Genomic DNA, 14398 nt, shown 5'->3' with positions numbered 1-14398 from the left:
TCTCAGCGCCGATGGTAGTTAGGGGCTGTCCCCTTGTGAGAGTAGGACGTTGCCGGGCAAGATAAAAGAGCACATCATTTGTATGTGCTCTTTTTTGTGATTTTTTATTTCCAATGTGAATCTTCTATCATCTCTTTTTATTTCCTTGGCAATGAAATTTTCTTGATTCAAGAAAATTATAAATGAGAAATGGGCTTTTCTGTTCCGTCAAATCGAGGAACTGGTGAATAAATGGATAATCATTATTTGTCATTAACTTAATGCATTCATTCCACCATTCTGTTTCATATCTTGCAATCATGCTTAAATTATAGAGTAATAAGTAATGGGAAAATAATTCTGGATAATCATTTAATGGACTTCTTTCGATAGGTAATGAATAATTTTTATTTACAATATTATATTTGAAATATCGATTGATCTCTTTGTTTTGAGGAAATTTTATATGTTCCTTCGTATAGAGAATATCCTTTTTATCCACTTGTAGTTTTTCGGAAAGAAAAGTAGAAAATCTCGATTCAGTCATATGATAATGATTAAGAATGGTTATTGGGATAAAGAAGTTATCTTTTTCTTTTTTTATATCAATAAATGTTTGTTCTTTTTGGATAGACTGAAACATTATTTCCATCTCTGGGATTTGTCTCAATAAATCAACCATATAAAATTTATCCCCTTCTAGATGTTTCATATGGAACATTTTTTCTGCCATATATGGAAATAAGCCACTCTTTTGTAGTTTCACTTCATCTTTTAAAAAGAGGTATTGCTGCTTTTTCTTTTTTCTTGTCGAAACACCATGAGCCAGTACGGAGGTCGTATCTGGATAAAGAGGGTCAATAGTTAAAATACAAGCTTTTATTAGATGAACTAGGCCGTAGAAATAAAGAATAGGTTTAATGATTAACGGGGCAGCGGCGGCTTGTTCATAGTAAACCTTACCGTGTTCAATGTAGTATATAAACGGATAAGTATTTTCAAAACTCTTTTGTGATGCTTGTTCAATTCCTTCGTTTTGATAACTTTTTTTTAAAAATGCTTTGGTTGTTTCTGTTGAAAAAAAGGGTAAATATGATTGCCAATTGTTGTAAGAATGCTTCAAAATATACAACCTCCAAATAATCTGAAAAATCCAACTTATAGCAGTGTCCTTGACAGTATTTTGTCCAATTGATAACCTACTAATAATATTTTCATGTTCAGGAGGTCAAAAAAATGTGGGAAACTAAATTTGAAAAAGAAGGTTTAACTTTTGATGATGTACTGCTTGTCCCTGCTAAATCTGAGGTATTGCCGAAAGATGTCGATTTGTCGGTGAGACTGTCTGAAAAGGTAAAATTGAATGTTCCAATTATCAGTGCTGGTATGGATACAGTAACTGAAGCTGAAATGGCTATTGCAATGGCACGCCAGGGTGGATTAGGTATTATTCACAAAAACATGTCCATTGAGCAACAGGCAGATTTAGTTGATAAAGTCAAACGCTCTGAGAGTGGCGTTATTTCTGATCCGTTTTTCCTTACTCCCGAACAACAAGTGTATGATGCTGAACATTTAATGGGCAAATATCGTATATCAGGTGTTCCAATTGTAAATAATCTTGACGAACAAAAACTTGTTGGTATTATTACAAACCGTGACCTTCGTTTCATTCAAGATTTCTCTATTAAGATCTCTGATGTAATGACGAAAGAAAACTTAGTAACTGCTTCAGTAGGTACAACGCTACAAGAAGCAGAAAAAATTCTGCAAAAGTATAAAATTGAGAAATTACCTCTTGTTGATGATAATGGTGTATTAAAAGGTCTTATTACTATTAAAGATATTGAAAAAGTCATTGAGTTCCCTAACTCAGCGAAAGATGCACAAGGTCGTTTACTTGCTGGTGCAGCAATCGGTATAACAAAAGATACAATGAAAAGATTAGAGTTACTTGTTAAAGCTCAAGTTGATGTAGTAGTAGTCGATACGGCTCACGGCCACTCAGCGGGCGTTATTAATACAGTAAAAGAAATTAAAGACAAATACCCTGACCTGACAGTTGTAGCAGGTAATGTAGCTACTGCTGAAGGTACACGTGCATTGTTTGAAGCTGGAGCTGATGTTGTAAAGGTAGGTATTGGACCTGGATCTATTTGTACAACTCGTGTGGTAGCAGGTGTTGGCGTGCCACAAATTACAGCGGTATATGATTGTGCAACAGAAGCACGTAAACATGGTAAAGCGATTATCGCTGATGGTGGGATTAAGTATTCAGGAGATATCGTGAAAGCATTAGCTTCTGGTGGACATGCAGTTATGCTAGGAAGTATGTTAGCTGGTGTATCTGAAAGTCCAGGTGAAACTGAAATTTTCCAAGGACGTCAATTTAAAGTTTATCGTGGAATGGGATCCGTTACTTCTATGGAAAAAGGATCAAAGGATCGTTACTTCCAAGAAGATAATAAGAAATTCGTTCCAGAAGGCATTGAAGGACGTATTCCATTTAAAGGTTCATTAGCAGATACGATTTATCAGTTAGTTGGTGGCGTTCGCTCTGGTATGGGTTACTGCGGGGCAGCAAATTTAGAATTCTTAAGAGAAAATGCACAGTTTATCCGTATGACAGGTGCTGGTCTTAAAGAAAGTCACCCACATGATATCCAAATTACGAAAGAAGCACCAAATTATTCATTATAATTTTTTTAAAAAAGTAAGAGGGCTGGTCCTCTTACTTTTTTTTGCCTGGAAAGATATCAGACTTTCGTCATTGTTAGCAAAACACACAATGTTTTCTCAGGCGGATTGACCTAAGGAATAGAGAAAGAAAAGGGATGTTCATGAAAACGCCAAGATTAGGAAAAGGTTGTTTGTATCCATGAAGGACATCTTATGATAAAATAACAAAAGCTGAAAAAAAAGTTGGAGGGCTTTGGAATTGAGAAGAAAAGGATATCGTAAAGTTGTTGCAAGTTTCTTGGTGTTGATTATGGTGTTAGGCATTCTTCCAAATGTACATAAAGCAAGTGCAAAAGAAGATATACTTAATATTAATGCAGATGCAGCTATTCTAGTAGATGCAGAAACAGGTAGAGTTTTATACGGGAAAAACATTGATAAGGTGCTTGGTATTGCAAGTATGTCAAAAATGATGACCGAGTATCTTTTATTAGAAGCTATTGATGAAGGTCGAGTATCATGGGATCAAGAGTATGCTGTAAGTGAGTACGTTTGGAAAGTGTCTCATGACACAGCGCTTTCGAATGTTCCTCTTAGAAGAGATGGGACATACAGCATTAAGGAATTATTTGAAGCAATGACTATTTATTCCGCAAATGGAGCAACAATTGCCATTGCTGAGACAATTGCTGGATCTGAAAAGAACTTTGTGCAAATGATGAATGAAAAAGCAGAGGAATTAGGGTTAGAAGATTATAAATTCGTCAATTCTTCTGGTTTAAATAACAAGGATTTAAAAGGTTACCATTCGACAGGTAATGAAGATGAAGAAAATGTGATGTCTGCTAGAGCAACAGCTAAACTAGCGACAACGCTCCTCACGGATTTTCCTCAAGTTTTAGAAACAGCAAGCATTCCTAGAAAAACATTTAGAGAAGGCACTGAAGATAAAATTGATATGGAAAATTGGAACTGGATGTTACCTGAACTGGTCTACGGCTATGAAGGTGTAGATGGGTTAAAGACAGGGACAACTGATTTTGCAGGTTCTTCTTTTACAGGAACAGCTGAACGTGATGGGAAAAGATATGTAACAGTTGTTATGAATGCTAAAGGTGGCGGCGATTCTGGTTATAATCAAGCTAGATTCGACGAAACAAAGAAAATGTTTGATTACGCGTTCTCTAATTTTGATAAAAAAGAGATCGTTCCTGCTGGCTATCAAGTGAAAGATAAAGAAAAACTTGCCGTTGAAAAAGGGAAAGAAAATGCAGTAGCGATTGAATCAAAAGAGGCCATTACATTAACTGTTAAAAATGGCGAAGAAGAGAATTATCAACCAAAGCTTGTGATTAATGAAGATTTATTAAATGATCAAGGTCAATTAACAGCTCCTGTAAAAAAAGGTGATGTTGTTGGTTATTTAACGGTTGAAGATAAAGATGGTAATGCGATTGAATTTTTAAATGCTAACCAAACAAGAGTTGATGTCATCGCTTCTGAATCGGTTGAAAAAGCGAACTGGTTCGTTTTATCTATGCGTGGTGTTGGTGGATTCTTTGGAGATGTTTGGGACAGTGTTGCATCTACTGTTAAAGGTTGGTTTTCTTGAATAATGTAGTTGCATTTGGCTTATAATTATAGTAAATTATGTATTACTAATAAGTTGAATAAAAGAAAGCATAAAGAAGGAAGTAGTATCAAGTACACTTTTGCCATAGAGAGCTGGTGGTTGGTGCAAACCAGACAAAAGCACTTGAGAATCCATCCTTTGCGTAGAGCTTGGAACACATTTTTTGTAAGTAAAAGCTCTCGGGTAAACCTCGTTAAAGATTTAAAGTGAAAAGTATGGACTATACTTTTAACTAGGGTGGCAACGCGGGTAACTCTCGTCCCTTTATAGGGGACGGGAGTTTTTTGTTTTCACAAATTGAATATGGAGGGAAAGGCTATGTTAGATATCAAATATTTAAGGGCTAATTTTGCTGAAGTAAAAGAAAAACTAGAAAAACACCGTGGGGAAGATATTTCTGATCTTGAGAAGTTTGAGGATTTGGATGTAAAACGCCGAGAATTACTTGTAAAAACGGAAGAGCTTAAAAGCAAAAGAAATGAAGTATCACAGCAAGTGGCTGTTTTAAAACGAGAGAAAAAAGATGCGGACCAATTAATTGCTGAAATGAGGCAAGTTGGTGACCAAATTAAGGATTTAGACCATGAGTTACGTGAAGTAGAAGCTGAATTAGAGCTTATCTTACTCAGTATTCCAAACATCCCACATGAAAGTGTACCCGTTGGGGAGACAGAGGATGACAATGTCTTAGCTTGGCAATGGGGAGAAGTAAAGGGATTTGATTTTGAATTTAAACCGCATTGGGATATAGCAACTGAGCTTGGAATTTTAGATTTTGAACGAGCAGGAAAAGTAACTGGCAGTCGTTTTGTATTTTATAAAGGGTTAGGTGCTAGATTAGAGCGCGCATTGTATAACTTTATGTTGGACCTCCATACAGAAGAACATGGATACGAAGAAGTCCTACCACCATATATGGTTAATCGTGCAAGTATGACAGGTACAGGACAATTACCAAAATTTGAAGAGGATGCATTTTTAATTGAGAGTGAGGATTATTTCCTTATTCCAACGGCGGAGGTACCCATCACGAATATGCATCGCGATGAAATTTTAAGTGCTGATCAATTACCAATTAATTACGCCGCATTTAGTGCGTGCTTCCGTTCTGAAGCTGGCTCAGCTGGCCGTGATACGAGAGGTCTTATTCGTCAGCATCAGTTTAATAAGGTTGAGCTTGTGAAGTTTGTTAAACCAGAAGACTCTTATAACGAGTTGGAGAAATTAACAAAAAATGCAGAGAAGGTTTTACAACTGCTTGGTTTGCCTTATCGCGTCATGAGTATGTGCACTGCTGATTTAGGATTCACAGCTGCGAAGAAGTACGATATTGAAGTATGGATGCCTAGCTACGATAATTATCGAGAAATTTCTTCTTGTAGTAACTTTGAAGCTTTCCAAGCGAGACGTGCAAATATCCGCTTCCGTCGTGATGCTAAAGGTAAGCCGGAGAATGTTCATACATTAAATGGCTCTGGGTTAGCAGTGGGACGTACAGTCGCTGCGATATTAGAAAATTATCAACAAGCTGATGGTAGTGTGGTTATTCCAGAAGTACTTCGCCCTTATATGGGGAATAAAGAAGTGATAAATCCAGCAAAATAAGTAAGATGATAGGGTCTGTTTCTTAGGACAGATCCTATTTTTAAAGTTCTAACATGCATGTTTGTGAATTTATGCAAAAAATCTATTGACTTCTATTTCAATAGATGATATATTATTTCTTGTCGAAACGGAGGAATACCCAAGTCCGGCTGAAGGGATCGGTCTTGAAAACCGACAGGGGTGTTAAAGCCCGCGGGGGTTCGAATCCCTCTTCCTCCGCCATTATAACTTTTAACATGCGCATAATTAATTGGAGATATGGAGTCGCTACTTTATAGTAGCGGCTTTTTTTATTTTTAAGCAAAAATCAGCCTGTACCATTTAAGTACAGGCAAATATTTTATATTGTTTGTTTTAATGTGTGGCCGACTTTTTCGAGTACTTGATCGATGTCTGATGGATTAGAGACAAGGTCATATTCATTAATATTTAATCGTAAAATAGGACATGCACTAAATTGATCAATCCAGGTTTCGTAGCGCTCGTGCATCTCTTTCCAATAATCAATGGAGGTTTGTTGTTCCATTGGACGCCCACGTTCTTTAATGCGCGCCAGTATATCTTCTAGGGAGCCCTCCAAATAAATTAAAATATCAGGGTGTGGGAAATAGGGTGTCATAACCATCGCCTCGAAAAGGCTTGTATAGGTTTCATAATCAACTGGTGACATTGTTCCTTTTTCATAATGCATTTTAGCAAAAATGCCGGTATCTTCATAAATAGATCGATCTTGAATGAATCCTCCACCATATTCGAACATCCGTTTTTGTTCTTTAAATCTTTCAGCAAGAAAATAAATCTGTAAATGAAAGCTCCATCTTTCAAAGTCGGCATAAAACTTGTCTAAATAAGGATTTGTGTCCACTTTTTCAAAAGAAGTGCGGAAGTTAAGTGCTTCTGCTAAATAATTGGTCATTGTTGATTTTCCGACACCAACCGTTCCTGCTACAGTGATGATTGCGTTATTTGGTATGCCGTAGTTATTTCTATTCATGCTTTTGTGCTCCTTGTTTGTATACTCGTTGTTACCATATCAATAATGTATTGCAGGTCATTCTTATTATGAACAAAGTCCAATTGATCACCATCAAGGTGAAGGATAGGGATATCTGGATGTTGTTTTTCAAATGCCTGCATTTTAAGATCGTAATCAATGGATAATTGTTCAAGATAGAGAGGACTTATATTTTTTTCTATTTCGCGTCCACGCTTTTCAATTCTTTTTAGTAAAGTATCTAAGCTTGCCCGCAAATAAATAATGATATTTGGTCTCGGCATATCATCCGTTAAAATATGATAGATTTGCTCATATTTTTCATATTCAGGTGCTTCAAGAGATTTACTAGCAAAAATCAAGTTTTTAAAAATATGATAATCAGCTACGACAGGCATATCATTCAAAATATAACGGTCTTTTATATCCTTCAGCTGTTTATATCGATTACATAAGAAAAACATTTCAGTTTGAAAACTCCACTCATCGATATTCTCATAAAACTTTCCGAGAAATGGATTTTCATCGACGATTTCCTTTAATAGATGGTAGTTAAAATGGGTGGAAAGGGCTGTAGCTAGCGTGGTCTTGCCTACGCCAATCGGCCCTTCCACTGTAATAAAAGGTACTTGATTCATCTATTTGTCTCCCCCTAAGCTAACATAACTTCCATTTTAACACAGGTCAGACCTCTATGAAGAATGAAAAAATAGACAGGAGATTAAAATAGATTTAACGTTTTACGACATTAAAATTTTCATCAATGAGGAGCCAGTTTTGTGGAAAGTCTAGACCGAGTTTCCAGTAGCTTACTCCTCTTAGCTTTAACTCTTTCAATAAATCAAATTTCGCTTGAATGGAACGGGCATCTTCAAACCAAACCTCATGTCTTTTTCCTTCGTTGTCTGTGTATAAAAAGAAGGGTGCTTGTGCTTCTTGGTCGTATTGAATGGCCACATTATTTTCTAGGGCAATCTGTATAGCTTGTTGTGGACTAATAGCACGTGCAATCGTTCCTTGAACAAAAGGAAGCGTCCAATCATAGCCGTATAGATTTTGCCCCATCATAATTTTTTCAGGCGGGATTTCTGTTATTGCATATTCAAGGACATCTCTCACGGGTCCAATAGGTGAAACGGCCATAGCAGGTCCTCCACTATATCCCCATTCATATGTCATGATGATGACAAAGTCGACAATTTCGCCATGTGCTTTATAATCGTGGCCTTCATACCATTTCCCTTTTTGATCTGCGCTAGTTTTAGGAGCAAGGGCAGTTGATATGAGCCAGCCTTCTTGGTGGAAGCGATCACGTGCTTTTATTAGGAATTGGTTATAAGCTTCTTTATCTTCTGGTCGAATGAATTCAAAATCAAAATGGATATCTTTGAAGTTGTATTTTTTTGCTGTTGCAACAATATTGTTGAGGAATGTGTTTTGAATGTCTTGATCGTTGAGTAGTATGCTTGCTAGCTCATCACTAAATTGTGCGTTTTCTTGATTAGATATGACCATCATGAGGACATTTTGATTTTGTTCAGCGATAGCAGGTAATTCATCTAAAGGCGGCTCTTGCAACGAACCATCTCTTAGCGCTTGAAAGTTAAATGGTGCTAAATAAGTAAGATGGGGTGCTGCACTTCTTGAAGCTTCTATTAAGTTTTCCGAGACGGTGTCTCCTCTAGGCTCAACATAGGCGTTTATTTCGGCAGATGTTTTTGGACGCTCGGGAATGTATAAGCGTAGACCAACCCTTAAAGGGTTTGTTTGTGAGATTTGATTGATATTTACAAGCTCTTCCACCGTGAGGCCGTATCGTTGTGCAATTAAATAGAGTGTATCGCCAGGCTGTACCCAATAAAAGCTACCAATGATTGGAATAACAAGCGTTTGACCGACCACAAGTTGATTAGGATTCTGTAATTCATTCGCATCGATTAAATCTTGTATGGTTGTGCTATAGGCCATCGCTATACCACTTAACGAATCATTCTGTCTTACCACATGTATTTGCAAGTAAAACCCTCCCTAAATGTTTCAGTATAGATCAAATACAGGCATTCAAAATTTAATGATTTAATTACACTATAAATAACTTATGAAGGGAGTGGGCAATACATGATACATTCATGGCAAAGGGTCGATATTTGCTTTCAACACATCTTTCATCATAATCAAGGCGTTTTCGTTATCGTGGTCATCATTAGAAGCAATGCAGTTAGCGGGTATATGTAATTTATACTCTCTCATATAAGCATCGTTTGCAGAGAAAAGCACACAAATGTTTCCTGCCAAACCAACCATTATTAGCTTATCGATGGCTAATTGATTTAAGAGTGTATTAAGTGCAGTACCGTAGAATGCAGAATGTTTCGGTTTGATTAGAAAGTAATCGTCACTTGATGGTCTTATTGTTTGGATAATTGGTGAACTTATGGGATTGTTGCAGTAGGCCATTATCTTTTCAATATCAGCTTTCCAGAGCTGGTAATGGTCATTGATATAAATTACCGGTAACTTGTGTTGGTGAAATTGGTTTCTAATAAGATTAATGCTTGTGGTCATTTTTAAAGCTTTTTTAGCCAGTACTTCGCCATGTTTAAATTGAAAATCATTAATCATGTCAATAATAATTAATGCCGTTTGCTTCTCGGTTATTAAATTCAATCAAAATCAACCCCTTTTAATTAAGAAAAGATATAAGGATTTCAAACGTTACCTATTGAGATAAAAGGTGAGCTTTTACGTTTTTTATTGTTTGTAAAAGCAAAGAGAATTACACTGAAAGAAACGCTATGGTATTTAAAGGAATGAAGTAAATGAGTATAGATGAACAATTTATGTTAGAAGCGATAAAAGAGGCAGAAAAGGCAAGAGAGATTAATGAAGTTCCAATTGGTGCTGTCATTGTATTAAATGGACAAATAATTGCCCGTGGGTATAATTTACGGGAAACGGCACAAAAAGCGACTGCGCATGCAGAATTACTTGCGATAGAAGAAGCATGTGAGAAGCTCGGTACATGGCGATTAGAGGACACAACCCTTTATGTTACACTCGAGCCTTGTCCGATGTGCGCGGGTTCTATTGTTCTTTCACGAGTGAAACGGGTGGTTTACGGAGCGACTGATCCAAAAGGTGGATGTTGCGGGACATTAATGAATTTGTTAGATGACACAAGGTTTAATCATCAATGTGAGGTGGTTGCTGGAGTAATGGGTGAAGCATGTGGGGAACTGTTATCCACGTTTTTTTCACAATTACGAGCTAGAAAAAAGGCTGAAAAGAAGCTTTTAAAAGAACAAAAGAAGCAAGAGGAATGTTAGGCATTGCAATTTTAATTTAAAAACAGTATACTGAATATGCGTCGAAATGACGCAACTTAAATATTGGTATCAATTTTGCCGTGCTAGGTGGGAAGGTAGCGGTGTCCTGTACTCGCAATCCGCTCTAGCGAGACTGAATTCCTATTCTGAGGCTGATGTCCTGTAGGGTCTGCCTTTAGTAAGTGGTGTTGACGCTTGGGTCCTGCGCAATGGGAACCCATGAACCATGTCAGGTCCGGAAGGAAGCAGCATTAAGTGGACTCTCTCATGTGCCGCAGGGTTGCCTGAGCTGAGCTAACTGCTAAAGTAACGCTTATGGGCGTCAGTCGAAGATAGGTGCACGGCAGTTATATACATATAATTATAAAACTCATTCTTCAAGAATGAGTTTTTTGTTTTTTTCCTATCCTTTTTTGTAAAATAGAAAATAGATACGTTATAATAAATACGACACTAAAAGAAGGGGGCGTGCCAATTGAGTTATCAAGCATTGTATCGTGTATGGCGCCCACAAACATTTCTTGATGTAGTAGGGCAAGAGCATGTAACAAAAACATTGCAAAACGCCCTGCTTCAGGAAAAAATTTCGCATGCTTATCTTTTTACTGGACCAAGAGGAACCGGTAAAACGAGTGCGGCGAAAATTTTAGCTAAGGCCGTAAACTGTGAAAGAGCACCAATTAATGAACCATGTAATGAATGTGATGCGTGTAAAGGGATTACTGATGGGTCCATACCAGATGTCATTGAGATTGATGCCGCATCTAATAATGGTGTAGAAGAGATTAGAGATATAAGAGATAAAGTGAAATATGCACCAAGTGCGGTTAAGTATAAAGTTTATATTGTTGATGAGGTGCATATGTTGTCAATGGGAGCATTCAATGCGCTCCTAAAAACATTAGAAGAACCACCCCAGCATGTTATTTTTATATTAGCAACGACAGAGCCGCATAAGATTCCACTAACAATCATTTCTAGATGTCAGCGCTTTGATTTTAAAAGAATTACTGCGACTTCGATTGTGAATCGTATGCAAATGATTATAGATGAAAGTGGTGTCCATTGTGATACCCAAGCACTACAAATTATTGCCAGAGCTGCTGAGGGTGGTATGCGTGATGCCTTGAGTTTATTGGATCAAGCAATTTCATTTAGTGATGAGAGTGTAACAGTTGATGATGCTCTAGCTGTTACAGGTGCTGTTTCCCAAGGTTTCCTTAATCAGTTAGCAACAGCTATCGTTGATCATGATGCAGCTAACGGCTTAGAAATATTAGGCGAACTTCTTTTTCAAGGGAAAGATCCTACACGATTTGTAGAAGATTTTATTCTTTATTATAGAGATATGCTATTATATAAAGCAGCACCTAATCTTGAAGAATCGATGGAAAGAGTTCTTTTAGAAGAAACATTCATTGAGTTAGCAGAAAAGGTGTCACAAGAACAAATTTATCACTTGATCGAACAATTAAATAAAACACAGCAAGAGATGCGCTGGACGAATCATCCAAGAATTTTTTTAGAAGTAGCAATTGTGAAACTTTGTCAGCAAGAACAAATTAAAGGGCAAAGTGCTGAAGATGTTCAACCATTAATTACACGGATTGATCAATTAGAAAAAGAGTTATCACAAATAAAAGCGCAAGGTGTTAAAGTATCAGAAGAATCAGTAGCACCTCAAGCGAAAAAGCCACAGCGTGTATCTAAAAAAGGATATCAAGCGCCTGTAGGTCGAATAAATGAGGTGTTGAAGCAGGCAACAAAACAGGACTTAATGATGGTCAAAAGTCATTGGGGTGAAATGTTAGAACGCCTCGTACACAATCAAATGCGCTCACAAGCAGCATTACTAAACGAAGCAGAGCCTGTTGCTGCATCTGATCAAGTTTTTATTATAAAATTCAAATATGAAATTCATTGTCAAATGGCGATGGAGAATCATAAATTTATTGAAACCCTAACGCAATCTTTGTTTGAACTAAGCGGAAAGAGGTTTCAGGTCTTAGGTTTACCAGATGAACAATGGCAGTCCATTCGCCAATCATTTCTTCAGTATCAAAAGGCGAATGGAGATGATACAGCAGAGGATATGGGAAATGAGGAAGAAGATCCTGTTGTATCTGAGGCAATGAAATTATTTGGTGAAGATCTTATTGAAATTAAAGATTAAATAAATATTAGGAGGTAAGGAACTATGCGTGGTATGGGTAATATGCAAAATATGATGAAGCAAATGCAAAAAATGCAAAAGAAAATGGCGCAAGCGCAAGAAGAATTAGGAGAAGAAAGAATTGAAGGAACAGCTGGCGGTGGCATGGTAACTGTCATTGTTTCTGGTCATAAAGAAGTTTTAGAAGTAAATATTAAAGAGGAAGTTGTTGATCCTGAAGATATCGAAATGCTTCAAGATTTAGTGTTAGCAGCAACAAATGACGCGATTAAAAAATGTGATGAATTAACAAATAATACAATGGGGCAATTCACAAAAGGTATGAACTTGCCAGGGATGTTTTAATACGGATAAACGAAAAGAAGCGCCGCTGGTTTTCCTGAGCGGCGTTTTTTAAAGCATTCACTATCAGACTAGGAGTCAAAGAGAAGAGTTATATGAGAAAGAGTTTGTTGTTAAACGTCTCTCGGTCAAATGCTCTCGTCTTTGATGAAAGAGGGGGAGACAGATATGCATTATCCTGAACCGATATCAAAACTGATTGATAGTTTTATGAAGCTTCCAGGAATCGGACCGAAAACAGCCGCTCGGTTGGCCTTTTTTGTATTAAGTATGAAAGAAGACACTGTACTAGATTTTGCTAAGGCATTAGTGAATGCGAAGAGAAATCTATCTTATTGTTCTGTGTGTGGCCATATAACAGATCAGGATCCTTGTTATATATGTGAAGACCAAAGGAGAGATCGATCAGTCATATGTGTTGTGCAAGACCCTAAAGACGTTATCGCCATGGAAAAAATGAAGGAGTTTAATGGTTTGTACCATGTTTTGCATGGTGTTATTTCGCCAATGGATGGTATCGGCCCAGAAGATATTAATATTCCCGATTTGTTAAAACGATTACAGGATGAAACCGTCCAAGAAGTCATCTTGGCTACCAATCCTAATATTGAGGGCGAGGCAACAGCAATGTATATTTCTCGTCTCATTAAACCTTCTGGTATTAAGGCGAGCCGCATAGCTCACGGATTACCAGTAGGAGGAGACCTTGAATATGCTGATGAAGTAACACTTTCAAAAGCTTTAGAGGGAAGAAGAGAAGTATAGTGAGAGGTGTATGCGATGTTCTTTCGTAAAAAAGGATGGCTTCGTAAGGAATATGATGAGAAGTTATTAGATCAGTTAAAAGAATTAAAGGATGAATGGAAGAATCAAAAATCTCTAATTGAAAAAAGTTTTGATCCTTCAGCAGAAGCAATTAGTGAAGCTAAGCTTGCTGAGGCAAAATATTTTTATCTGTTCAAGGAAGCAAAAAAAAGAAACGTTAGTGTTCGATATTAATTTTTATACCTCCTCAAGGTCTTTTTTTAGGTGCTTGTTCATACATTGGTTGTACAAGTTTCCTTAAATAGAGGGGGTTTTTTATTTGGAGCCAGTTTGGATTATCTCAGGGTTAGGTATTCTCATTCTCTTTCTATTAGTAGCAGGTGCCTCGTTTCGACCAATTAAGTGGATTGGACAAGGCCTTATAAAAGTAATCATTGGTGCACTCTTATTATTTGTACTAAATACAGTAGGAAATCAATTTGGTATTCATTTGCCTATTAATATAGCTACTGTAGCCATTAGTGGGATATTAGGTGTGCCGGGTATATGCGCGCTAGTGGCAATAGAAATGTATGTCATATAAGTGTCAAAGTATAATGGAATAGGTAATCAGTTACGTATTTCTAGTAACTGATTTTTTCTTTTAAAATATTGTTGACATATTAATATAATGCTGATAATATATTAAGAGTCGTCACAACGACACAACATCCTTTAAAACTTTAAAGAAAAAACTTTTTTAAAAAAGCATTGACATATAATGCGTAGGATGATATATTAGTAAAGTCGCTTCTGAAGCGAATGAGATTGTTCTTTGAAAACTGAACGAACGTAAAACGTCAAGCGTAATTCTAAAAAAGCTGATTTATCAGCAACAAAGCACCATAGGTGCAAATGAGCTA

14 protein-coding genes, 1 tRNA gene, 1 other RNA gene and 1 other annotated feature are annotated in these 14398 nt (G+C 36.9%); of the genes, 11 read left to right on the top strand and 5 right to left on the bottom strand.

Annotation, left to right across the window (positions count from 1 at the left end; translation table 11 throughout):
- Positions 1-127 precede the first annotated feature (127 nt).
- A complete protein-coding gene (locus U9M49_RS22555) occupies positions 128-1102 on the bottom strand; it encodes a YaaC family protein (protein WP_322910626.1) in 975 nt (324 codons plus the stop codon).
- Positions 1103-1215: 113 nt separating this feature from the next.
- On the opposite strand from U9M49_RS22555, the gene guaB reads away from it, so the two are divergent.
- The 4 genes from guaB to U9M49_RS22535 all read left to right on the top strand — a co-directional run bounded on the left by guaB (position 1216) and on the right by U9M49_RS22535 (position 6118).
- On the top strand, positions 1216-2679 hold the full coding sequence (guaB, locus tag U9M49_RS22550; protein ID WP_095371321.1) for an IMP dehydrogenase: 1464 nt from the start codon (positions 1216-1218) through the stop codon (positions 2677-2679).
- Between the two features lie 289 nt (positions 2680-2968).
- Complete coding sequence (locus U9M49_RS22545; RefSeq protein WP_307319499.1) at positions 2969-4270, top strand: D-alanyl-D-alanine carboxypeptidase family protein; 1302 nt, start codon at positions 2969-2971, stop codon at positions 4268-4270.
- Between the two features lie 62 nt (positions 4271-4332).
- Positions 4333-4558: a binding site (T-box leader), on the top strand.
- A 51-nt stretch (positions 4559-4609) separates the two neighbouring features.
- On the top strand, positions 4610-5896 hold the full coding sequence (serS, locus tag U9M49_RS22540; protein WP_307319491.1) for a serine--tRNA ligase: 1287 nt from the start codon (positions 4610-4612) through the stop codon (positions 5894-5896).
- 129 nt (positions 5897-6025) lie between these two features.
- Positions 6026-6118: transfer RNA gene (locus U9M49_RS22535), tRNA-Ser, on the top strand.
- 118 nt (positions 6119-6236) lie between these two features.
- Here the strand turns inward: U9M49_RS22535 and U9M49_RS22530 are convergent.
- The 4 genes from U9M49_RS22530 to U9M49_RS22515 form a co-directional block, all read right to left on the bottom strand.
- The gene (locus tag U9M49_RS22530; RefSeq protein ID WP_095371318.1) at positions 6237-6890 is read right to left on the bottom strand and encodes a deoxynucleoside kinase; all 654 of its coding nucleotides are present in this window, start codon (positions 6888-6890) and stop codon (positions 6237-6239) included.
- Positions 6887-7528, bottom strand: a complete 642-nt coding sequence (locus U9M49_RS22525) for a deoxynucleoside kinase (RefSeq protein WP_251163652.1) — start codon at positions 7526-7528, stop codon at positions 6887-6889. Before U9M49_RS22525 ends, U9M49_RS22530 begins: the two co-directional genes overlap by 4 nt.
- Positions 7529-7622: 94 nt before the next feature.
- The gene (locus U9M49_RS22520; protein ID WP_224939300.1) at positions 7623-8906 is read right to left on the bottom strand and encodes a glycoside hydrolase family 18 protein; all 1284 of its coding nucleotides are present in this window, start codon (positions 8904-8906) and stop codon (positions 7623-7625) included.
- Positions 8907-9017: 111 nt separating this feature from the next.
- Entirely contained in the window at positions 9018-9548 is a 531-nt protein-coding gene (locus U9M49_RS22515; RefSeq protein ID WP_095373566.1) for an isochorismatase family cysteine hydrolase, read from the bottom strand.
- A gap of 161 nt (positions 9549-9709) precedes the next feature.
- Here U9M49_RS22515 and tadA point away from each other — a divergent pair, with 161 nt between their 5' ends.
- The 7 genes from tadA (at position 9710) to U9M49_RS22480 (ending at position 14079) form a co-directional block, all read left to right on the top strand.
- Positions 9710-10216: a tRNA adenosine(34) deaminase TadA gene (gene tadA, locus U9M49_RS22510; RefSeq protein WP_095371315.1), complete on the top strand. Its 507-nt coding sequence runs from the start codon at positions 9710-9712 to the stop codon at positions 10214-10216.
- Between the two features lie 78 nt (positions 10217-10294).
- Positions 10295-10560, top strand: an RNA gene (gene ffs, locus U9M49_RS22505) — signal recognition particle sRNA large type.
- Between the two features lie 131 nt (positions 10561-10691).
- Positions 10692-12389, top strand: coding sequence for a DNA polymerase III subunit gamma/tau (dnaX, locus tag U9M49_RS22500; RefSeq protein WP_095371314.1), 1698 nt, complete (start codon positions 10692-10694; stop codon positions 12387-12389).
- 24 nt (positions 12390-12413) lie between these two features.
- Positions 12414-12734 carry a YbaB/EbfC family nucleoid-associated protein gene (locus U9M49_RS22495; RefSeq protein WP_095371313.1) on the top strand — a complete coding sequence of 107 codons (321 nt, stop codon included), beginning with the start codon at positions 12414-12416 and terminating at the stop codon, positions 12732-12734.
- 165 nt (positions 12735-12899) lie between these two features.
- On the top strand, positions 12900-13496 hold the full coding sequence (gene recR, locus U9M49_RS22490) for a recombination mediator RecR (RefSeq protein ID WP_095371312.1): 597 nt from the start codon (positions 12900-12902) through the stop codon (positions 13494-13496).
- A gap of 15 nt (positions 13497-13511) precedes the next feature.
- A complete protein-coding gene (locus U9M49_RS22485; RefSeq protein ID WP_095371311.1) occupies positions 13512-13730 on the top strand; it encodes a YaaL family protein in 219 nt (72 codons plus the stop codon).
- A gap of 85 nt (positions 13731-13815) precedes the next feature.
- The gene (locus tag U9M49_RS22480; RefSeq protein ID WP_095371310.1) at positions 13816-14079 is read left to right on the top strand and encodes a pro-sigmaK processing inhibitor BofA family protein; all 264 of its coding nucleotides are present in this window, start codon (positions 13816-13818) and stop codon (positions 14077-14079) included.
- The last annotated feature ends 319 nt before the right edge of the window (positions 14080-14398 follow it).

The sequence above is a fragment of the Cytobacillus sp. OWB-43 genome (assembly GCF_034651445.1).
Taxonomy (GTDB): Bacteria; Bacillota; Bacilli; order Bacillales; family Cytobacillaceae; genus Cytobacillus; species Cytobacillus kochii.
The sequence above is the reverse complement of the archived record's forward strand: the minus strand, read 5'-3'. Positions and strand labels throughout refer to the sequence as shown.

Bases quoted from the DNA above. Each gene is read 5' to 3' on its own strand.
- U9M49_RS22545 (WP_307319499.1), top strand. From the start codon at position 2,969: ATGGTGTTAGGCATTCTTCCAAATGTACATAAAGCAAGTGCAAAAGAA.
- U9M49_RS22525 (WP_251163652.1), bottom strand. From the start codon at position 7,528: ATGAATCAAGTACCTTTTATTACAGTGGAAGGGCCGATTGGCGTAGGC.
- guaB (WP_095371321.1), top strand. From the start codon at position 1,216: ATGTGGGAAACTAAATTTGAAAAAGAAGGTTTAACTTTTGATGATGTA.
- U9M49_RS22485 (WP_095371311.1), top strand. From the start codon at position 13,512: ATGTTCTTTCGTAAAAAAGGATGGCTTCGTAAGGAATATGATGAGAAG.
- tadA (WP_095371315.1), top strand. From the start codon at position 9,710: ATGAGTATAGATGAACAATTTATGTTAGAAGCGATAAAAGAGGCAGAA.
- serS (WP_307319491.1), top strand. From the start codon at position 4,610: ATGTTAGATATCAAATATTTAAGGGCTAATTTTGCTGAAGTAAAAGAA.
- U9M49_RS22495 (WP_095371313.1), top strand. From the start codon at position 12,414: ATGCGTGGTATGGGTAATATGCAAAATATGATGAAGCAAATGCAAAAA.
- recR (WP_095371312.1), top strand. From the start codon at position 12,900: ATGCATTATCCTGAACCGATATCAAAACTGATTGATAGTTTTATGAAG.
- U9M49_RS22530 (WP_095371318.1), bottom strand. From the start codon at position 6,890: ATGAATAGAAATAACTACGGCATACCAAATAACGCAATCATCACTGTA.